The sequence below is a fragment of the Psychrobacter sp. Arc9 genome (assembly GCF_041431295.1).
Lineage (GTDB): Bacteria > Pseudomonadota > Gammaproteobacteria > Pseudomonadales > Moraxellaceae > Psychrobacter.
Map to the genome: position 1 here is coordinate 49,784 of NZ_JASMRK010000006.1, position 21,220 is coordinate 71,003.

Genomic DNA, 21,220 nt, shown 5'->3' on the forward strand with positions numbered 1-21,220 from the left:
GTTAATTAAGCAGCTTTTTCATTCGCGCCAATAGAGCGGAAGGCAGTTTTTAGATTGCTGTTATGCTCAAGGATTTTCTGTTCAATTTTCGCATAATCATGCTTTAGCTTATCATCAACTTCACGTAAGCGATCAGCACATTCTATTTTTTTCATTTCAATAGTTTGAGCTTTCAGTGATTGCCATTCTTCGACAGTTTGTTTAAATGCATCGTATTCAAACTTAATGCGGTCTTGGAAGCTCTTCATCGCATGAGGAAGATCGATGCCGCTTACTGCTGCTGTATCGATTTGCTGCTGAGCTTTCTTAAACTGCATTTGCACTTCGGCATGCTTAATAGTCGTATCATCAACAGTACGCAAATCCGTCGTTAAACCGATTTTTGATAAACCAGCAATCAACCATTTTGTTGGATCATATTGCCACCATTTCACGCCATTACGATAATCATACTGGAAGAAATGATGATAGTTATGATAACCCTCGCCCCACGTAAAGATAGCTAAGAAAAAGTTATCACGAGCACTATTAGTATCCGTATAAGGACGTGTACCAAACATATGACATAGCGAATTGATGAAGAACGTAAAGTGATGCGTCAATACCAAACGTAGTAGGCCTGCGATAACCAACGTACCCCAAACATCACCAAGCAACCAACCGATAGCGGCAACCATACCAACGTTCATGGCAACTACCCATAGACCGTAGTATTTATGCTGAATTTGTAAGACTCTATCTTTAGTCAAATCAGGAATGTTTTTGTAGTCGAACTTGCCGCTAGGGTAGTTGCGTAGCATCCAACCAATATGGCTGAACCAAAAACCACGCTGTGCTGAATACGGATCGTCCAAACGATCATCTACATGACGATGGTGAGTACGATGTCCAGAAACCCAATCAAACGCTGAGCCTTGTACGGCTAAGGTTGAACCTAACAATAAAAAGTTTTTGACAATAGGGTGCGCTTTGTAAGCACGGTGCGATAGCAGACGATGGTAACCCGCCGTGATACTGATACCTGTCCATACCATAAAGGCACCAAACACACCCCAAACAGGAGCGCTAACTTCATGAGTCCATAGATACCATGGCGTAATCACAGCAGCAGCAATTGGCGTCGCTACTAAAATAGCCGCTGGAATCCAGTTAATTGGTGCTTTGGTAAATTCAAACTCACGCATATCAATGCTTTGCTCTTGCGCAGAAAGATCCGCTTGCTCAGAAGCTTTCGCATAATTGCGTTTTGCAACAGGCTGCTCATCAAGCGCCATTTGCGCTTTTTTCTCATCGAAACGAGTTTTAAAACGCGTTACTTGAGTGCTGGCGGTCTTTACAAGCGTATCACCAGATTTGATAGCGAAACGTAAGCCTTTAAGCGGTAAGCCAAGTGCTTTTTTTGCAATCATATAATATCCCTAACGGTATTAATTTAAGCCACCATAGTACCTTAAAAAGCGTGTAAAGTGAACACTTATACACTATAAAAATATTGCTAAATAACAATAACTTGTATGGATTATAGAATGTATTGATCAAAAATACGAGTGACTTATCAGACATGAAGGAGAAATGTAACAAGAAGGGTAGATATGTAGAAAAGAATGCGTTTATCGAAAAAATGATTAAATATCAAAAAAGTACGGATAACTCGGTTAAGGCAACAGCAAATGACTTGGAAAATCCGTAATGATGACATCGGTCTGCCATTTGATGAGCTGCTCAATGGTGGGAATATCATTAACCGTCCAAGCACTTACGGGCAATCCATAACGGTGGCTATGCTTGATGACGGCTTGGGTCAAAAGCGGATAATGAATGCCCAGTTGAATACAGCCGAGTTGCAATGCGGTGTTGGTCGCGCTTGCCAACGCTTCTGGCGTACGAATAAGCAAGCCGCGAGGCATATGAGATAATAGTTTGTGACGTTGCAAACGGTTGTGTAACTCGACATCGAAGCTCGTCAATACAACTGGTAAGCTGGCAAGGGGTGTATCAATAAATGCCTGCCGAAGCGCTGCAATCAACACCGCGTAGTTGGTACGGCTATGCGTCTTAATTTCAAGCTCAATAACGTTAAACCCGCTAAGCGCAGGTGCCATGCTCGCCAATGTCATAATAGGTTGGCCAAACTGCAATTGGCACTGAATCTCAGTCAGTTTTAACTGATCAATACGTGATTGCCGACCGCACATACGCTCTAAATCATCGTCATGGAATACGATTAAGTGACCGTCAGCGTTTAGTTGTATATCAAATTCTACGCCTGCTAAGCCTTTTGACTTAAGATTTTGAGAGTATTGAAAGCCTGAAAAGGTATTTTCTAACGCCTCACCGCGTGCGCCTCGATGACCTAGTAATAATGTATCTCTAAAATTTATCATATGCACCAATTATCGATGATTTTATGCCCAATCATATAGCGTCATATCAATGACGTCTAACAAAAACTGTGATGCAATCCGTAGTTTTATAAATATGACTTCTTAGGGACTAAACTTGACAATGTTTGTTATGTTTTTGCAACCAAACGCAGGTTTTTCCCATAATAAGGGGCACTATTTGTATATCCATGGGCTACACTAATGACCATTTGATTTAAACACCGTATAATAATGTGGTTTTCATATCTGTAGCAGCTAGCGTTGCGATTTGAATGTTGAACACTGTCAGTCAGTGGCGGTACGAACCTGTAAATTGGGAGTAGAGTTAGTATGAGCGTAGCAAATATAAGTTTGAGCAAGTGGCATAAAGTTGCTGGGATTGGATTGGTATGTGGTTTGGCGCTTGCAGGCTGTGATCGCTCAGATAAAGAAGACACTACTGAGCAGGCAGAGCTAACAGAACAAGAGACGGTCGATGCTGAAAATAGCGTTGCGCCTGCGATCAGTTGTGATGATCCTATGGTGCAAGATCGCCTTAAGTCAGCTCTGAAAAATACGCTCAATCAACAAGCACAGTCATTGGCTGCCAATTATGCAAATGATGCTGAAATCAGTTTAGCAAACGGTGTGGTTAGCGAAAAAACCAATGGCGTTGTCATTGACGTTCAAAACGCTGCCATCTTGCAACAAGCCAATGAGAACGGCATGACCACTTGTCAAGCAAGTGTCAGCATGACGCTACCAAGTGAAGACTTGTATCAAGCCAGTCAGGTACAAGCGGCCAATAATCAGCCAAGTCTACAATCGCGTTTAGCGCAAGACAATATCCGTATCAATAACAATATGCTCGTTGATGACGCTTTCACTTACATCGTCGGTACTCAAGGCGGTCAAGTGCGTACGCGTATTGCGGGTCAGCCTGCTTTGATTACTGTTGTTGCAGATGTAATGGCAGGTTCTGTATTTAAAACTGCAATGGATGAGCAACGCGCCCAACGTGCTGCTGAGCGCCGCGCAACGCAGAACAACGATACGACTCAAACAGCGCCAATCCGTCAGCCAAGAACCGTAACGCCAGTTGAGCCAATTCGTCCAACTGAACCTACGCCGCCGCCAACCATCAACAAACCTGCTGAAAGTCAGAACAGTTCGACTGCAAACACCCAAGCAGCTGCTGCCGAGCCTAGCAAGCCCGCAACACCAAAAGCCGTACCTAAAGATGAAACCATTGATATGGTCATCATTGAAGACAACAGCGCGACTTATTAATTGGTCATTGTAATAAGAGATAGCGATATCCAGTAGAGCGAATTGCTATCGCTGAATAATAAAAACCCCGCAACAATTATGTCGCGGGGTTTTTTTGGGTTTAAGCTCTTTATTGTTAAATACTTAGTTTGTATTATTGACTGTCAGTGAACGTTTTCAATGCTTGACTGTCCCACAACACCTCAGAGACTTTTTCTGGGTCTGTACAAAAGCGTGCAGCGACAAATAACCAATCAGATAAGCGATTAATAAAGCTGACGGCAGTACTGCGAATCGCTTGTGGACGCTGCTGCTGCAAGATCACGGCTTGACGTTCAGCACGGCGACACACACTACGCGCCACGTGTAATTGACTCACCAATATAGAACCTGTCGGCAGAATAAAGTCTTTCAGCGGTGGCAATGTGGCATTCATCATATCTATTTGCTGCTCTAACCATTCAATATGAGTGGCATTAACCCCTTCATACTCTGGCATGGCAAGCTCGCCGCCTATATTGAACAACAAGTGCTGAATGATGACCAAGGCCTCAGAGAACTCTTTCTCTATAGATTGCCCTTTATTGTGTTTTAGTTGCGCACGTACCAAGCCAATATGCGAGTTGAGCTCGTCGATGTCACCCATGACGCTAAATAGATCGTCCGCTTTACTAAGGCGGCTGCCATCAGCCATACCAGTGCTGCCGTCATCTCCAGTACGTGTGTATATTTTGCTTAAGCGATTGCCCATCTTTACATCCTTAACGGTTTTTATGATTGAATAGCGTTAGTTGCACGCTCATTGTAGTATTTTACGCCTGTTTTCGCTAAGATAATGGGTTACGTTTTATATCACGACGTTTTTTGGTCTGAATTTTTATTTTCCTGATTTATAGTCACAGTCGTTGGTATGGCTTATTCATACACGGCGGCTGAGATTTCACATTTCTTTATTTTATTTACGTTACAAGGCTTTTTTACTATGACCACACCACTTGCAGATGCGATGTCCCAACTTGCCATTTACGATTCATTGACTGGCAGCAAGCGTCAGTTTGTACCACTCAAAGCAGGGCAGGTTGGTATGTATGTGTGCGGCATGACCGTTTATGACTATTGTCACATTGGTCATGCGCGAGTGATGGTCGGTTTTGATATGGCCGTTCGTTGGTTGGTGCGCTTGGGTTATGACGTGAATTACGTACGTAATATCACTGATATCGATGATAAAATCATTGCCCGTGCTGCTGAAAACGGTGAAGAGATTGGTACATTGACGCAGCGTTTTATTGAAGCGATGCATGAAGACGCGACAGCGCTTGGTTGTGAGATGCCAAATGCTGAGCCACGTGCGACTGATCATATCGATGATATGCAGGATATGATTGAGACGCTAGTCACTGGCAACTATGCGTATGCAGGCGACAACGGTGACGTCTACTATGCTGTTGATAGCTTTGATGGTTATGGTAAATTATCTAAGCGTAATCTGGACGATATGCAGGCAGGTTCGCGAGTCGAAGTTGAAAATGATAAACGCAATCCATTTGACTTTGTACTATGGAAAGCGGCAAAACCTGACGAGCCGCAGTGGGCATCACCATGGGGTCAAGGGCGTCCAGGCTGGCATATTGAATGTTCAGCGATGTCGACTAAGTGCTTGGGTAGCACCTTTGATATTCATGGCGGTGGTCATGACTTACAGTTCCCGCATCATGAAAACGAAATCGCGCAGTCTGAGGCAGCGACTGGTTGTGAGTATGCACGCAACTGGATGCATGTTGGTTTTATCAATGTCGATGGCGAAAAAATGTCTAAATCATTGGGTAACTTTTTTACCATTCGCGATGTAATGGCAAAGTACTTACCTGAGACGGTGCGTTTTTTCTTATTATCGAGCCATTATCGCAGCCAAGTTAACTTCTCTGATAGCGCATTGGATGAAGCACATAATAGCCTAAGCAGATTATACAATGCACTAAAATTGGCTGAGCAGCAAAAAGGACAATCAATCGTAATCAATGAAGACTTAGTGGCTGAAGCTTATAATAGCGCGGTTGGACAAGACTTCATCAAGGCGATGAATGATGACTTCAATAGCTCGACGGCTATCAGTGTCTTATTTGGATTGGCTCGCGATATCAATAAAACCATTAAAACGGAAGACGTCGATACCGCATGGCAATTAGCCCAGCAACTAAAAGCATTGGCACAAGTATTAAATATTTTACAGCAGCCAGTGCAGCAGTTTTTGCAAGCAGTGATTGGTGATCAGGCAGAAGATGGTCTAACGGATGCGGTTATTGATAATTTAATTATCGAACGTGCAGAGTCTAAAGCCAACAAAAACTTTGCCCGTGCTGATGAGATACGTGAGCAACTAAAAGAGGCGGGCATTGAGCTCGAAGATAGCCGTGCTGGCACCACATGGCGCCGCGCTTAAAATAATTTTTGCCGTTTATAGGATAAATAGCTACAAATCTCGTAATAAATTAAGTCAGCTTTAGGCTGGCTTTTTTTTGCTTACTGAATTAGGTTAAAGCAGCACCGATATATTTTTTTATACTTTCCTTTTGTAGACTGATGGCTTTGAAAACATGAATACTCTTAAAGACAATCCTATGGACCATCATTGTGCCGTTTTGAGCTCAGATGATAATCATCAAGCAGATGTAGAGAAACATCGTTTTAAAAGCCATGTGCTGCAAGTATTGTTGGGCTTTTTTATCATTGCTATAAGTGTCATCTATACACCTGTTTACGCAGCAAATAGTGAAAATGAACAGAGTGCGAGCGAGCCGGAAAAACAAACGCCTAGTAAGCCTGATAGTTTTACTGAATATGCCGCTCAGCAAGTCAATGCGCTTAAAGATGAAAGTGTCAGTATTTCTGGTATTACTGAAGAGATCTTTGATCCTACTGAGCGTAACGCAGTGGAGCAGGCAGGCAGGCTACAAGGCGATACGGCACTGACCGGAGAATATAGTGAGAGCTACTATATTCTCGATAAACTAAATGCAGGGTTGCCGCCGTTATCTGAGCCACCTAATTTAGAAACACCGCTTGCAGCCTTAGAGTTTTTTCAATCAGCGTTAATGAAGCAGCAGTATGATTTGGCCGCTTACGCGCTAAACATGAATTTGATTGATGAAAAAAACCAACGGAGCCGTGCGCTTGATCTCACAAAGCGATTGGATTTCTTATTGTCCGAAAAAGAGCTCTATGTATTCGACGATATGCCAGATCGTCCCGATGGCTTAATTGAACCACCGCTTGGTAATAATAGCAGTGTCATGGGTATTGCCAGACGTTCTATTCAGCTTGGCTATGTTGATTATCGCGAGCGCCGTGTTCCTATCTATTTGCAGCGAGTGCGGGTAGGAGATGAAGCCCCTGTCTGGGTGTTTTCGGCGCAGACAGTAGGTAATATTGATAATCTCTATGAGCAGTATCATCCAGCCGAGTTTGAGCGTTATTTGCCCACTTGGTTAAAGCTAAAGTTTTTTGGAATTGCGCTATGGGAGTTTTCAGCGCTGATATTGTTCTTTTTATTAACCATGGGGATGGGTTGGCTACTGAGTAAAGGTACTGCAAAAATCATCAATCATTATATCGATGAAGAAAAATACAGCGTGTATGTTGGCAGTACCAACGGCGTCGCAGATTTGGTTAGCAAGCTGACAGTACCATTAACCTTTGCCATCAGTTTTTCACTGGTTTTTACCTTGGTTTCTGGTGGTTTTCCTTATTTAGATGCAGTCGCCTCATCTACTCGTCCATTGATTTGGATTGGACTGGTATTTAGTACTATGTGGTTAGGTATTCGTATCATTAACTTTTTTGCCAATCGCTATCAAGACATGCAGATTGAGAATCTGGCTGCAGAGCATTTTGATAAAGAACGTCGCCGCCGTACTTATGTATCGATATTTCGTCGTGTCTTTATTTTCGTTATGATTTTGGGAAGTTTCTGGATAGGTCTTAGTGAATTTGCCAATATGGAAGGCTTTGGCAAGACGTTACTGACTTCAGCGGGTATTGCAGGTGTGGTTATCGGTATTGCGGCACAGCCGATATTGGGGAATATCATCGCTGGTGTACAGGTAGCAGTGACGCAGCCAGTGCGAATCGGCGATAGTGTGATAATGGATGGTAATTTTAGTACGGTCGAAGACCTGCGTTACACGTATGCCGTGTTAAAAACATGGGATGAGCGTCGCTTGATCGTGCCAATGCGTGAGCTAATCACTGAACGAGTGGAAAACTGGTCGCATACAGAAGTTCATCAGACCTGTCCTGTGTTTTTGTATATCGATTATGGCGCAGATATCGACGCTATCCGAGAGGCATTTATATCGATGGTCAAGGACAATAAACTTTGGGATAATAAAACAGAACCTGAAATGTATGTGGTTGATGTGACCGAAAATACCATTCAACTGCGCGGCGCTGTTTCATCAGTAGGACCTATAGAGGCATGGACGCTAGCCTGTGAAATACGAGAGCAAATGCTTGGTTATTTGCATGCGCAGCAGAACAAGTATCTACCTACAGAGCGTTTTACGTTAACAAAGGGCGAATAGGATTCAGGAGTAATAATGGGCTTTGTGAGTTCAATTAGCTTTGAAAGCGAGCTATTAATGGTTTAAGACATGGCTGCTATCGATAAAGACTTACTTGTGTAAAATAATCTGACAAATATAGTGTGTCAGTGAGGCGCTTATTTGTTATAATGTGGCGTTATTTTTATAGGATAACTGAGTGGTTAGCCATGAGTCAGCACTGTATATGCAGCTGTAATGATTGATACGCTTAACCCTGAGCTCCTACCCATCAAAATAACCACCACTAGGGGTCTGTATGTTGCGAATTGTCGATGAAGCCTTAACCTTTGATGACGTTTTATTATTACCAGCCTATTCTGAAGTTCTGCCAAAAACTGCTGATCTGTCTACTCGTTTGACCAAAAACATCACACTTAATCTTCCGCTAATCTCTGCGGCGATGGATACTGTGACTGAGTCTGAAATGGCTATCACTATGGCACAGCTTGGTGGCATGGGTATTTTGCATAAGAGCATGGACATCGAGAAGCAGGCTACACAAGTACGCCGTGTCAAAAAATTTGAAGCGGGTACCGTTGTTGATCCTATCACTGTCCATCCAGAGATGACAATCGGTGAATTGCTGCGTTTGACTCAAGATAATAATATCTCAGGTGTGCCAGTAGTCGAAAGAGGCACAGATAACGTTGTGGGTATTGTTACTCATAGAGATTGGCGTTTTGAGACCAATTTGTCATTGCCAGTTAGTCAGATTATGACACCTAAAGAGCAGCTAGTAACTGTGCATGAAGGTGAAAGCAACGAGAATATCAAAAGATTGCTACATGAGCACCGCATCGAAAAAGTCATCGTCATTGATGATAATTTCCGCCTGCGTGGTTTGATTACTGTTAATGACTTTGCCAAAGCTGAAAACAATCCAAATGCGTGTAAAGACGAACAAGGTCGCCTACGTGTTGGCGCAGCTGTTGGTACTGGTGCCGACACGCAAGCACGCGTTGAAGCATTAATCGCTGCTGATGTCGACGTTATCGTTGTTGATACGGCGCACGGTCACTCAAAAGGCGTGATCGATAAAGTGTCTTGGATCAAGAAAAACTACCCGCATGTGCAAGTAATCGGTGGCAACATCGCAACAGGTGAAGCTGCAATCGCTTTACGTGACGCAGGTGCTGATGCAGTAAAAGTAGGTATCGGCCCTGGTTCTATCTGTACCACGCGTATCATCGCAGGTATCGGTGTACCGCAAATCTCAGCGATTGATAACGTTGCTAGTGCTTTAAAAGACAGCATTCCATTGATTGCTGACGGTGGTATCCGCTACTCAGGTGACATGGCAAAAGCAATCGCTGCTGGTGCATCATGCATCATGGTTGGTTCACTCATGGCTGGTACCGAAGAAGCACCAGGTGAAGTTGAGCTGTTCCAAGGTCGCTATTATAAAGCGTATCGCGGTATGGGTAGTTTAGGTGCAATGTCAGGATCAAACGGTTCTTCAGACCGCTACTTCCAAGATGCAAAAGATGGCGTAGAGAAGCTAGTACCAGAAGGTATCGAAGGCCGTGTTCCTTATAAAGGACCAGTTGCGGGTATTGTTAATCAGTTGGTTGGTGGCTTACGTTCATCAATGGGTTATACGGGTTCTGCCACGATTGAAGATATGCGTACCAATCCGCAGTTTATCAAAGTAACCTCAGCGGGTATGAAAGAGTCGCATGTGCATGATGTGCAAATCACTAAAGAAGCACCGAACTATCGAGTAAACTAGATCGTTCCGTGAAATACTTCTCTTTTGTAGATTTAAAATGTATTGATGTTAGCTGAGACGTAAGGCTGCAGCGAGCTTAAGATACAAACAGCCAACAATGCTCTGTTATTGTTGGCTGTTTTTTTTGTAAAATACAGAAACAGATTATTACAACAATAGCATTGCCTGCGTATACGTTTGGCCTTTTATTTTTTTGACTTGAGGAACACATAATGAGCTATTTTGGCACTGATGGAATTCGCGGAAAATTTGGTGAATTACCAATTACACCAGACTTTATTTTAAAACTAGGCTACGTCACTGGGCTTGTCCTCATAGAAAAAAATGAAAATCCTACGCGTAAGCCAAGTGTGGTGATTGGTAAAGATACGCGTCTGTCAGGCTATGTGATAGAGGGAGCATTACAAGCAGGTTTTAATGCGGCTGGTGTTGATGTTTATATGCTTGGTCCATTGCCAACCCCAGCGATTGCGCATTTGACCCGTAGTTTCAATGCAGATGCTGGCGTGGTTATCTCAGCCTCGCACAACCCCTATTATGATAATGGAATCAAGTTTTTCTCAGGTGACGGCAAAAAGATAAGTGATGAGATGCAGACTGCAATTAATGATAAATTGACAGCAATTATGAACGACGTTGGTAGTGATGTTGCTATGATGCCTATTCTTGATCCTGCAAATTTAGGTAAGAACAACCGAATTGATGATGCTAAAGGTCGCTATATTGAATTTTGCAAAGGCAGTTTTCCTTATCAATATGACCTCAGTCATCTGACGGTAGTAGTGGATTGTGCCAATGGTGCAGGCTATAGCGTAGCACCTAGAGTAATGCGCGAGTTGGGGGCCAACGTGATTGCCATCAATAATACGCCAGACGGCATCAATATCAATGCTGAGTGTGGTTCTACCCATCCTGAAAGCTTACAAAAAGCTGTGCTTGAGCATGACGCAGATGTCGGTATTGCGCTTGATGGTGATGGCGATCGTATCGTAATGGTTGATGAGACGGGTAAGCTAGTCGACGGCGATGGTATCTTATACGTACTTGCTACCCAAGGTAAAACCAAAGCTGAAGGTGTTGTCGGCACGCTCATGAGCAACATGGGGCTAGAGCTGGCGCTAAAAGATGCAGACATTAAATTTACTCGCGCAAAGGTGGGTGACCGTTACGTGATGCAGGACTTAGAAGCTAATGGCTGGATATTGGGCGGTGAGCCATCTGGTCATATTCTCTGCTTAGACAAAAGTCGCACAGGGGACGCTATCATTGCTGGTTTGCAAGTACTGGCAGTGATGCAAGCCAGAGAGCGTGCGCTAAGTGAGCTTGTTGAAGGTTTTGAAGTGTTGCCGCAAAAGTTAGTCAATGTACGCTTATCTCAAATGCAAGACCCATTCAAACATGAGGAGTTGGTTGCTGCTTTTGATAAAGCACAGGCAACGCTAGAGGGTCGTGGTCGTCTGTTGATACGTCAGTCAGGCACAGAGCCTATGATTCGTGTGATGGTTGAGTCAGATGATGAAATAGAATGCGATGTAATGGCTAATGACTTAGCTGATCTTATAAAGTCGGTACTAGGCTAATAGTATTTAGTGCAATAACTCGTATTTAAGATAATGACTGATATCTAAACGACTGGTATTCGAGACAACAACATTATAGTTTTCAAATAAGGAACTGCCATGAGCATGGACTTTACCGACCAACGCCTCTCATACGAGAAAGGTGAGCTTGACCAACAGTCAGTACCAACGTCACCATTCCAGCTCTTTAAAGCTTGGATGAACGAGGCGTTAGCGCAAAAGGTGCAAGAGCCTTATGCAATGAGTTTGGCGACATGTGGCGCAGACAATAAGCCTAGCGTCCGTATTGTGTTACTACGCGAGATTACTGAGACAGGTATCGTTTTCTATACCAATTATGACAGCGCAAAAGGACAGGATGTTGTAGAAAATCCTAATGCTGAGGTACTGTTTTTTTGGCATGAGCTGGAGCGTCAAGTCCGTATTAGCGGTAGTATCGCTAAAATTGCTGCTGATAAATCGGCTGCCTACTTCCAAAAGCGTCCGCACGATAGCCAAGTAGGAGCTTGGGTCAGTCAACCGCAAAGTGGTGAAGTGGCCAATCGTGAAGTCATGGAGCAAACGTTTGAACAGCTTCAAGCAGAGCACCCTGACAATACTACTGTACCAACGCCAGAGTTTTGGGGTGGGTATGAGATTACGGTTGAAAGTATTGAGTTTTGGCAAGGTCGCGCCAATCGGATGCATGACCGAATTGTGTATACGCAGAGTAGCGGCGATGACAGTGAAGGCAATACAAGCTGGACGACCAAACGTTTATTACCATAGTTGTTATAGCCTCAAGCTATAGATTATACAAAACTAAAAAAGCCACTCTAAATCCAAGTTCTTTGGTGTCTAGAGTGGCTTTTTTACGTTGACTATTTACCTTGTTTGGCATTATTTTTTATTCAACCTTTCATTTAATATTGGTATCGACATCCACTGAGACTGACATGCCAGGACGTAAGCGTGCAAGTTCAGGCTGGTTTTGGTCTAGGTCTATGCGTACAGGAATACGTTGAGCAATTTTTATGTAGTTACCTGTCGCAGGGTTGGCAGCAGCAGCACTAAACTCGCTACCAGTCGCTGGCGAGATATTACTCACGTGACCCGTAAATTTGGCACCGCCAAGCGCATCCACATGAATAGTAGCTGGTTCGCCGATCGCCATACTAGCTATTTGGGTTTCCTTAAAGTTTGCAATAATCCAAATGCCTTTTGGCACGATATACATGAGCTGGGTGCCCGCGCTAACGTACTGGCCTTCTTTGACACTGACTTGGCTCAGCTGACCGGACTCAGGTGCTGTGATGATCGTATTATCGAGATTAATTTGTGCTTGCTTCACACCTGCCTCAGCACTTTTGATATTTGCGTCCAGCGAGGGTTGGGTGCCACTGGTTTTGGCGCGGTTTTGTTGAGCGGCTTGTAAATTGGCTTCAGCCTGTTGCACACTTGCCTGTGCTTGAGCCAACTGCGCCTTGATATGAGCAACTTCTGCTTTTGATACCGCACCAATAGCATCTAAACCTTGATAACGGTTTACATCTTCACGCGCGCTCTCGACATTGATTTTGGCACTATACAAATCAGCTCTACGTGCTTCAATTTGCGCTTGGCTGGTTTGTGTATCCTGGTCATTGGTAGAACGGTTAGTAAGGGCTACCTCGGTATTTGCTTGGGCTTGGTCGAGCTGCTGCTGAAAGGTTCGATCATCTATCTTTATGAGTAAGTCGCCAGCTTTTACGTTGGCGAAGTCTTGCACGGCTACCTTGGTGACATAGCCAGAAACTTGCGGGCTAATAATAGTCGTCTGACCTTTGACAAAAGCATTATTGGTTTGCTGTACCGTTGGGGTAAATGGTGGGAGCTTCCACGCATACAAAATCAATGTCACGCCAATGACAATCAATAAAATTAATAAGCCTAAGTTTAGATAGGATTTTTTCTTAGGCGACCAACCAGTAGTATCGGGTATTGGCTCTTTTGGTGGCATCGGTGGTTCATTGCTGTCTGAACTGCTTTCTATATCACCTTCTGCTGTCTTAGTTGCTGATGGCGAAGAAGTTGCAGCAGACTCTTCTTTGCTTATATCGGACGCTAGAGGTGTGTCTGTTGCTGGAGCATCAGTTGACGTCTGAGGTATTTTATTAAGCTCATTTGGTTTTTCTTGGCTCATGACATGCTCCTAAATTTTTAATAAATATTAAAATGGACTGGCTATAAATGAATGGGGTGAGACATGATTAATAGAATAAGCTGAGTTATTTTGACTCACGCATTTTTGCAATAACGGCAAGCTCTTTAGCAAGTGGATTGCGCTTGTGGTAACGATTATAAAAATAGTTGATCAATAAAATGGCTGTAACGAAAGTAGCAAAACTGGCCATCAAAAAGAACAAATCGCTATAAGCGGAGACAGTTGCTTGGCGTTGAATCCCTTGCAACACTTGGCTCATCGCGGCCACATTCGCTTGCGCTGCGTCCGTCGTTTGGTTTGACAATACACTACGAGTACTGGCAATTTGAGCGCTGAACGTAGGATCGCCCAAATTCAATGAGCTGACCATATCTGCATAATGCATTTGTGTACGAATGGTCGTAAATGCCTGAATGGCTGCCGCACCTGCCAGTCCGCCAACTGTTTGGGAGATGCCAAAAATCACTGAAAAACTAATAATATACGCAGGGCCACTGCCAATAGCCCGCAAAAACCCTTCAAAAACCAAAGGCCCCATGAAATAGACTGCAGCAAAGGCAATCAAAAACTGGCTAAGATAAAACATATAGGGCGCTGAATTAATAGACACACCAACATCCATCCAAGAACCTAAGGCAATCAATGCCACGGCAAAAATAACAGGTCGGCGCAAATCCATCGCATTGGTACTAAAAATACTAATAATCAAAGCCAGTGCACTGGCGGCTATAATAACAGCATAAAAAGTAACCAGCTGATCGTTACCGTAGCCGAGGTTAGCGAGCAATCCTGCCGCTCCGACGTTTTGCTCAGATAGCAAAATCCGCATGACAGCGCCCGTCACCATGAATGCAATAATATTGCGACTACGCATCCAGCGCACTTGGAGCATTGGATTTTTGCGATGCGTCTCAATCCATAACGCGATGCCAATCCCGACGATAGCAATCATCAGTGGATAGACGAGCCAAGGTGTCGTCCACCATAAAATTCGACCTTGTACCAAAACGACAGCCAATGCAGCCAGACCACTTGCGAAAAAACCAAAGCTTACAAAATCCAATTTCTCAAATACTTTTTCTGTATTCCCTGGTGGTAGCTCTAATATATTAATCAGCCCAAAACAAATCAGCGCCAGACCAAATTGAAATAAAAATAAGTTTTCAAGCTGACCGTCGATGGCGAGGTAGGGCGAGATGACACGTGATAATGGAATACCAAACTGTACCAAACCAAAACCCAATATGAGACCACTAGTACGTTTGACGGTTGGCATTCCCTGAAGACAATAAAACAAGCCCAATACGGTCATACCACTTGCCACCATACCACTAAGTCCCCTAGCGACAATCTCTAAATAATAGGGCTCAATGCTAATATTAGGTGTGTCTAACAAGTGACTGCTGATCAGCCACTGTAGACTGGTGGCGGCTAACAAAAATGACAGGGTGATTTTGCTAAACAGTGACATACCAAATTGTTGGCGAATTTTGTACAGCAGAACGGTGATACAGGCATTGGTCATATTATAGCTAACAGATATCCAGCCACCTTCAGCTGGCGTTAAGCCCAGTTGACCCTGAATTTGAGTAAGATTTGCGACGAGCAGACCGTTTTGGAAACTGGCAGTGAGACCAACGAAAATTCCGATCAGTAAGTAAAATAATTTGCGGCGTGCAGGATGATCAGGATTGGCAGGAGAGCCCACCATTATCGGTTGTTCGTGGGGCTTAAACTGATATTCATTACTCATGGACGTACCATAATCTGTATAAGGAAATAGAATGGCATAGAACAGATTCCAGACGCAAAATCAGGTCAGTACGATGAATGTTCATAGCTTAAAAACAGCGGAGTTACTGATATAAATGCTGGTCAAACTGGAAAGATAACCCAAGAAATGCAGGGCATATTTTATCATAATCTTTATAGCGCTTTTGTCATTAGAGCGTAACTCATTGGCGCTATTGAATAAAGATATAGCAGTATTTCGTGCAATATGACGAACATTAAAACAAGCGATGCAACAAGTAAAAAATGCTATACGCATAAAAAACAGCTCTATACAGAGCTGTTTGTGTGTATCGGAAAATTGGTCTGTCAGTTATGATGCAATGCTAAACGGATTGGTCGTACTTAGCCTCTAGCTGCATAGCGCGCTGATAGCTATCGAGACTGGCAAGCGCTTCAGCATACTGCCTGATATTCGAGTAAGCGTCGAGTTTTTGACGCTTAGCGAGAATGATTAAGTCAAATGACAACATAAAGTCAGCACCACTTAGCTTATCACCCACAATGAACGACTTACCTTTAACCGAAGCATCCAGATATTCAAACAATCTGGTTTTTTCTGTATCGATATAGCCACTCAAAAACTCATTGTCATCAATGCCTGCTTTTTTGGTAAATAGCTCAAGCATTAATGGCAGCATCAGCGAGCTTTCTGCAAAGTCAATCCACTGCAGATAATATCCATAGTCCGAGCTGTCTGTAGCAGGGCGCAGACGCTCTGGCGCAAATCGTTCAATCAATAACTCTGTAATCGCACCGGACTCAGCGTAAGTCTGTCCATCCATCTCGATAACCGGAGATTTACCGAGTGGGTGAACTGCCTTCAGGGAATCTGGTGCCAAATGAGTTTTGGCATCGCGCTGATGACTGACCACTTCATAAGGCACGCCTAGCTCTTCTAAGAGCCAAAGCGTACGCAACGAACGTGACTGATTAAGGTGATGTAAGCGAATCATGATATTAACCTTTGAGCTTGTTGATCAAACGCTTAGCCGCTTCTTCTGATGAGGCTGGGTTTTGACCTGTGATCAATAAACCATCTTCGACCACAAACTCTTCCCAATCAGCGGCTTTTTTATAGTTACCACCGTTGGCTTTCAAGACATCTTCTACTAAGAAAGGCACCACGTCTGTTAGGCCAGCCGCTTCTTCTTCTGAGTTGGTAAAGCCAGTAACGGTTTTACCTTTTACTAAGTATTCGCCATCAACTTTGACGCTTTTAAGCGCGCCAGGTGCATGACAAACAAAGGCAACAGGCTTGTCTTGCTTGACAAAAGTCTCGATCAGATTGATAGAGTTTTTATCTACTGCCAAATCCCACAATGGGCCATGACCACCAGGATAAAATACTGAATCGAAATCTTCAGCGTTCATATCAGCAAGTTTTTTGGTGTTAGCCAAATGTTCTTGAGCGTCTTTGTCTTCTTTAAAACGAGTGGTATCTTTGGTTTGCGTGTCTTCTGTGTCACTACTAGGATCTAGTGGTGGTTGACCGCCAGCTGGAGAAGCTAGAGTTACATTTACGCCAGCGTCAAGAAATGCGTAGTAAGGAGCAGCAAATTCTTCTAGCCAAAATCCTGTCTTTTTACCAGTATCGCCTAAACGGTCATGAGACGTTAGTACCATTAAAATGTTCATAATTATCCTTGTTTATTATTTATGTGTTAGTAACTATGTAGCCAACAGTCATAAGTTTTCCGTTGCATTATTAGCTGTTTTTACTTAATTAGCCTAGATGCAAATAATGACTGTTAGCATTATTCCTGCTTTGTAAGCAACTTTCAGTAGTGATATTAACAATTTATGTTGTTAAGTAGTTATTCACAACGATTGCTAACTGTCAGTAGCTGCTTAACTAGTCAATGTTTAACCAATAACTAGTTAACGTCAGATACTTTGATTACAGTCTTACCAAAGTTATCACCGTTTAACATACTGACAAATGCATCTGGGGCATTATCTAGACCGTCAGTAATGTGCTCTTTGGTTTTTACTTCGCCTGACTCCACCCATTTGCTCATGGTTTCTAAGAACTCTGGGAAGTGGTCGCCATACTCTTCAAAGATAATGAAGCCTCTGACAGTTAGGCGTTGGCTTAAGATAAGACCCATCAACATACCTAGGCGATCTTTGCCATCCGGTAAATCAGTTGCGTTGTACTGCGATACCAGACCACATACTGGAATACGTGCGTGGTCGTTAAGTAATGGCATTACCGCATCAAATACTTTACCGCCAACGTTTTCATAGTAGATATCGATACCATCTGGACATGCTGCTTTTAATTGCTCAGCGAAGTCGTCAGCTTTGTGATCGATACAGACATCAAAGCCAAGCTCATTGACCGCAAAGTCGCATTTCTCTTTGCCGCCTGCCACACCGACAGTGCGCAGACCATATTGATTACCCACTTGACCGACAGTGGCCCCGACCGGTCCAGTGGCTGCTGCCACGACTAAAGTTTCGCCTTTTTGTGGTTTACCGATATCAGTCAGACCCATATAACCCGTAAACCCTGGCATACCTAACACGCCTAAACCATAAGAAGGGTTAGACATGTTTTTGTCTAGTTTCAGGACGCCTTCGCCATCACTGACACTGTAGTCCTGCCAGCCTGAGTTTGATACGACTAAGTCGCCTACCGCGAAGTTGTCGATATTCGACTCGACCACTTGCGCTACGGTACCACCCATGATGACGTCACCGACTTCTAATGGGTCTGCATAGCTTTTTGCATCGCTCATACGCCCACGCATATATGGATCTAGTGACAGATATACCGTGCGTAGTAGCATCTCGTTATCTTTTGGCGTAGGAATGTCGCTAGTTGCCATGTCAAAATTGTCAGCAGTAGGTACGCCATTAGGACGGCTCGCTAATTTGATTTGACGATTTGTTTGTTGATTCTGTTGTTTGTCGAAGCTCATTGTAGGACTCCTTTATATTTATTAATTGTCATTATTATAGTGGTGTTAAATGTAGTAGCTACCCAACATGGAATAGCTACTACTATAAATAGCATAACGATATGTACTTATTGTTACTGCTGCGATTTTTCTTATAATTCTTCTGACAGTTCTTGCTATAGCGCTTATTAAGACGCTTTGCTAGTTACAGCGCGCTGCAAGATACGACGTGATACTTCTAGGTCGTTGGTACCATGTTCACCAAGCTTGACCATGTTATGCACTTCAAGCTGCTTGATGATTGGAACAATCGCTGATTCCGTCAAGTCAACATCTTCTAGGCTAACTGGCAAGCCAAGCTCGCGGAAGAAGTTTTCAGTGTAGACAATAGCCGTTTCGATAATGGCATCGTCGTCTAGGTTAGTATCGGTAATGTTCCATACGTTACGCGCATACTGAAGCAATTTTTCTTTTTTGCTTTCTTTTAGCTCACGCATCACTGATGGCAATACGATGGTTAGCGTACGTGCATGATCGATAGCGTGTAGTGACGTCAGCTCATGACCAACCATATGAGTTGTCCAGTCTTGTGGCACACCAGTACCGATCAGACCGTTCAATGCCATGGTCGCTGTCCACATAATGTTCTTACGTGTTTCTAGGTTTTCTGGATCTTGCTTAACAACTAGACCTTCATCAATAAGGATTTTAAGCAGGCTTTCAGCGAAGGCATCTTGGACTTTAGCGTTTACTGGGTAAGTTAGGTACTGTTCCATTACGTGAACAAATGCATCAGCCACACCATTCATAACCTGACGCTCAGGCAAGGTAAGTGTTTTGATTGGATCTAGGATTGAGAATTTAGGGAAGGCCAGTGGGTTACCAAATGGTAGTTTTGCTTGACGTTCGCTATAGTTAATCACGCCGCCTGAGTTCATCTCAGAACCCGTTGCTGGGATGGTCAATACCGCACCTAGGTCAACAGCAGAATCGATGTTCTTGCAATAACCCGTTAGCGCGTCCCAAGCTTGGTCACGTGAGACAGTACCGTCTTCTTCAGTTAATGAAGAAACGAGTGCAACAAATTTACTGCCGTCAATCACAGAACCACCGCCAACTGCTAACAAGAAGTCGATGTTGTGCTCATTCACCATATCAGCGGCTTTTAATAACGTAGTGAATTCTGGGTTAGCCTCGATACCACCAAATTCAAAAACAGTACGGTTACCGCTAGCCGCTAATGCAGTTTTTACTTCATCCAAAGTACCGGTACGCTGTGCTGAACCACCACCGTAAGTAATAAGAACGCGTGCATCAGTAGGGACTAGGTCTGATAATTGTTCGATTTGACCTTCACCAAAAACGATACGGACTGGGTTGTAATATTGGAAATTATTCATAAAATTCCTAATTAGTAATAAAAAGTTTTTAATAAAAACGGTTCAATTAAATTGTTTTGACATGAGATATTGTCTGATATTAATCAATGAATGATAAGCAATGCTCGTATAGACATTCATTCTTAATATTTGTGCGCATTGTACACCAATTAGACCAGTCGTCTAGCGATGTTTACAAAACTCTCGTATAACTGTTTAAGTCATATGCAAATGTCTTCAAGAAATTCGTTTAAAAAAGAGAAGGTCATAAAGCACACTGAATACTCAAGCATAATATTGATAGCTATTATCTATGAACGTTATGAATATTCAATGTGCCTTAATGGTTACGTTAGAAGTACAGTCGATAGAAATTCAAACGGTTAACGGTTAACGGTTAACGATTAGCGTCCCATTTGGGTCGTTGTCATCTGCCAAATTTCTGCTAAAGGCGTATTGGTTTGGCTAATCTTTGCAATTAAGCTTGCACCAAGCCATGCAAAATACCAACGCTTGGCCATACTCTCAGCCGAGATGTTATCGTGACGAGGGACAGACTCATCGAGCCAGCCAGCTTTGATCTGCTTGGCGAGCCACATAGTCGTTTGCTGATAGCCAGTATCGAGTGCCTTACGCATGGTTTCTGACATATCGGCTACCTCTGCGCTGAGCTTCACTACCAAGCATTTTTCATGGTCACAGCCGTTCTGCTGGGTGTCATACCAGTTTTGAAAATAATCATATAGTTTTTGCTGTGCACTGACATCTTGTGCATCGATGACATCCAACCGAGTCTTATATAAACTAAAATAATGATTAATAATTGCTTCACCAAAGGCTTCTTTAGAAGCAAAGTAGTGGTAAAAAGAACCCTTTGGCACACCTGCTGTATCTAAAATTTGCTTTAGACCAACAGCGGTAAAACCTTTCTTAGCAATTAATTGGTAGCCAGTAGCAAGTAAATGAGCTTTGGTATCTGGGGTAGTTGCGTCTGTATTAGACATAAACAGGATTGTCTCCCTTAGTAGTTGCTTATATTAGCGTATGCATTAGATAGTCAGTTAAAACAGTTAACGTTCATTTGAACGTCACGTTGATGGCGTATTGTAATAGGATATAGTTATATATGTTACGTTTTATCAACAATATTCACTGACAAAGTAGTCTTGTTTTATTAATAGCTATGGTAGCATTAGACCAGTCGTCTAGCAAGGTGGGTTTTGTTGTTATCCGTTACCGTTAGTATTTATTACTAAAGATCATTTCTCATTAGAGCTTTTTTTAATTGATGACTATTGATTGATAGCTCAGTAACGATTTCAGACTTACTTCTTGCCAGATATTTTCTCATTAAGATATCGCCGACTTAATAATTTTATTCTAATAATCGAAAACCAATACTTAACATAATAAATTA

The 21,220-nt window shown here is 43.0% G+C and carries 16 protein-coding genes; 6 read left to right on the forward strand and 10 right to left on the reverse strand.

Annotated features, from left to right (window positions below; all coding sequences use genetic code 11):
• Nucleotides 1–5 precede the first annotated feature (5 nt).
• Both QO187_RS04935 and QO187_RS04940 read right to left on the reverse strand, forming a co-directional pair.
• A complete protein-coding gene (locus tag QO187_RS04935; protein ID WP_180952617.1) occupies nt 6–1,184 on the reverse strand; it encodes a fatty acid desaturase in 1,179 nt (392 codons plus the stop codon).
• Between the two features lie 471 nt (nt 1,185–1,655).
• Nucleotides 1,656–2,384: a glycerophosphodiester phosphodiesterase gene (locus QO187_RS04940; protein ID WP_102078003.1), complete on the reverse strand. Its 729-nt coding sequence runs from the start codon at nt 2,382–2,384 to the stop codon at nt 1,656–1,658.
• Nucleotides 2,385–2,714: 330 nt separating this feature from the next.
• Here QO187_RS04940 and QO187_RS04945 point away from each other — a divergent pair, with 330 nt between their 5' ends.
• On the forward strand, nt 2,715–3,653 hold the full coding sequence (locus QO187_RS04945) for a hypothetical protein (RefSeq protein WP_102078002.1): 939 nt from the start codon (nt 2,715–2,717) through the stop codon (nt 3,651–3,653).
• A gap of 133 nt (nt 3,654–3,786) precedes the next feature.
• On the opposite strand, the gene QO187_RS04950 is transcribed toward QO187_RS04945, so the two are convergent.
• Nucleotides 3,787–4,383, reverse strand: coding sequence for a cob(I)yrinic acid a,c-diamide adenosyltransferase (locus QO187_RS04950; protein ID WP_057760540.1), 597 nt, complete (start codon nt 4,381–4,383; stop codon nt 3,787–3,789).
• Between the two features lie 231 nt (nt 4,384–4,614).
• Here QO187_RS04950 and cysS point away from each other — a divergent pair, with 231 nt between their 5' ends.
• The 5 genes from cysS (at nt 4,615) to pdxH (ending at nt 12,313) form a co-directional block, all read left to right on the forward strand.
• Complete coding sequence (cysS, locus tag QO187_RS04955) at nt 4,615–6,075, forward strand: cysteine--tRNA ligase (RefSeq protein WP_102094504.1); 1,461 nt, start codon at nt 4,615–4,617, stop codon at nt 6,073–6,075.
• 154 nt (nt 6,076–6,229) lie between these two features.
• Nucleotides 6,230–8,215 carry a mechanosensitive ion channel family protein gene (locus QO187_RS04960; RefSeq protein WP_228153230.1) on the forward strand — a complete coding sequence of 662 codons (1,986 nt, stop codon included), beginning with the start codon at nt 6,230–6,232 and terminating at the stop codon, nt 8,213–8,215.
• A gap of 277 nt (nt 8,216–8,492) precedes the next feature.
• On the forward strand, nt 8,493–9,965 hold the full coding sequence (gene guaB / locus QO187_RS04965) for an IMP dehydrogenase (RefSeq protein WP_102094506.1): 1,473 nt from the start codon (nt 8,493–8,495) through the stop codon (nt 9,963–9,965).
• 212 nt (nt 9,966–10,177) lie between these two features.
• Nucleotides 10,178–11,545: a phosphoglucosamine mutase gene (glmM, locus tag QO187_RS04970; RefSeq protein ID WP_102094507.1), complete on the forward strand. Its 1,368-nt coding sequence runs from the start codon at nt 10,178–10,180 to the stop codon at nt 11,543–11,545.
• Between the two features lie 105 nt (nt 11,546–11,650).
• A complete protein-coding gene (pdxH, locus tag QO187_RS04975) occupies nt 11,651–12,313 on the forward strand; it encodes a pyridoxamine 5'-phosphate oxidase (RefSeq protein ID WP_185156654.1) in 663 nt (220 codons plus the stop codon).
• Between the two features lie 130 nt (nt 12,314–12,443).
• Here the strand turns inward: pdxH and QO187_RS04980 are convergent, their stop codons facing one another.
• The 7 genes from QO187_RS04980 to QO187_RS05010 form a co-directional block, all read right to left on the reverse strand.
• A complete protein-coding gene (locus QO187_RS04980; protein WP_102094509.1) occupies nt 12,444–13,706 on the reverse strand; it encodes an HlyD family secretion protein in 1,263 nt (420 codons plus the stop codon).
• An 85-nt stretch (nt 13,707–13,791) separates the two neighbouring features.
• Entirely contained in the window at nt 13,792–15,480 is a 1,689-nt protein-coding gene (locus QO187_RS04985) for an MFS transporter (RefSeq protein ID WP_102094510.1), read from the reverse strand.
• 364 nt (nt 15,481–15,844) lie between these two features.
• Nucleotides 15,845–16,474, reverse strand: coding sequence for a glutathione S-transferase family protein (locus QO187_RS04990; RefSeq protein WP_102077995.1), 630 nt, complete (start codon nt 16,472–16,474; stop codon nt 15,845–15,847).
• 4 nt (nt 16,475–16,478) lie between these two features.
• Complete coding sequence (locus QO187_RS04995) at nt 16,479–17,156, reverse strand: type 1 glutamine amidotransferase domain-containing protein (protein ID WP_102094511.1); 678 nt, start codon at nt 17,154–17,156, stop codon at nt 16,479–16,481.
• 239 nt (nt 17,157–17,395) lie between these two features.
• The gene (locus tag QO187_RS05000; RefSeq protein ID WP_102077993.1) at nt 17,396–18,445 is read right to left on the reverse strand and encodes an NADP-dependent oxidoreductase; all 1,050 of its coding nucleotides are present in this window, start codon (nt 18,443–18,445) and stop codon (nt 17,396–17,398) included.
• Nucleotides 18,446–18,612: 167 nt separating this feature from the next.
• Complete coding sequence (locus QO187_RS05005; RefSeq protein ID WP_102077992.1) at nt 18,613–19,824, reverse strand: iron-containing alcohol dehydrogenase; 1,212 nt, start codon at nt 19,822–19,824, stop codon at nt 18,613–18,615.
• A gap of 383 nt (nt 19,825–20,207) precedes the next feature.
• The gene (locus tag QO187_RS05010) at nt 20,208–20,807 is read right to left on the reverse strand and encodes a TetR/AcrR family transcriptional regulator (protein ID WP_057760518.1); all 600 of its coding nucleotides are present in this window, start codon (nt 20,805–20,807) and stop codon (nt 20,208–20,210) included.
• Between the last annotated feature and the right edge of the window lie 413 nt (nt 20,808–21,220).

Coding starts and splice junctions, on each gene's coding strand:
- QO187_RS04950 (WP_057760540.1), bottom strand. CDS start 4,383: ATGGGCAATCGCTTAAGCAAAATATACACACGTACTGGAGATGACGGC.
- QO187_RS04940 (WP_102078003.1), bottom strand. CDS start 2,384: ATGATAAATTTTAGAGATACATTATTACTAGGTCATCGAGGCGCACGC.
- QO187_RS05000 (WP_102077993.1), bottom strand. CDS start 18,445: ATGAGCTTCGACAAACAACAGAATCAACAAACAAATCGTCAAATCAAA.
- QO187_RS05005 (WP_102077992.1), bottom strand. CDS start 19,824: ATGAATAATTTCCAATATTACAACCCAGTCCGTATCGTTTTTGGTGAA.
- QO187_RS05010 (WP_057760518.1), bottom strand. CDS start 20,807: ATGTCTAATACAGACGCAACTACCCCAGATACCAAAGCTCATTTACTT.
- QO187_RS04995 (WP_102094511.1), bottom strand. CDS start 17,156: ATGAACATTTTAATGGTACTAACGTCTCATGACCGTTTAGGCGATACT.
- QO187_RS04935 (WP_180952617.1), bottom strand. CDS start 1,184: ATGCGTGAGTTTGAATTTACCAAAGCACCAATTAACTGGATTCCAGCG.
- QO187_RS04985 (WP_102094510.1), bottom strand. CDS start 15,480: ATGAGTAATGAATATCAGTTTAAGCCCCACGAACAACCGATAATGGTG.
- QO187_RS04980 (WP_102094509.1), bottom strand. CDS start 13,706: ATGAGCCAAGAAAAACCAAATGAGCTTAATAAAATACCTCAGACGTCA.
- guaB (WP_102094506.1), top strand. CDS start 8,493: ATGTTGCGAATTGTCGATGAAGCCTTAACCTTTGATGACGTTTTATTA.
- QO187_RS04945 (WP_102078002.1), top strand. CDS start 2,715: ATGAGCGTAGCAAATATAAGTTTGAGCAAGTGGCATAAAGTTGCTGGG.
- glmM (WP_102094507.1), top strand. CDS start 10,178: ATGAGCTATTTTGGCACTGATGGAATTCGCGGAAAATTTGGTGAATTA.
- pdxH (WP_185156654.1), top strand. CDS start 11,651: ATGGACTTTACCGACCAACGCCTCTCATACGAGAAAGGTGAGCTTGAC.
- QO187_RS04990 (WP_102077995.1), bottom strand. CDS start 16,474: ATGATTCGCTTACATCACCTTAATCAGTCACGTTCGTTGCGTACGCTT.
- QO187_RS04960 (WP_228153230.1), top strand. CDS start 6,230: ATGAATACTCTTAAAGACAATCCTATGGACCATCATTGTGCCGTTTTG.
- cysS (WP_102094504.1), top strand. CDS start 4,615: ATGACCACACCACTTGCAGATGCGATGTCCCAACTTGCCATTTACGAT.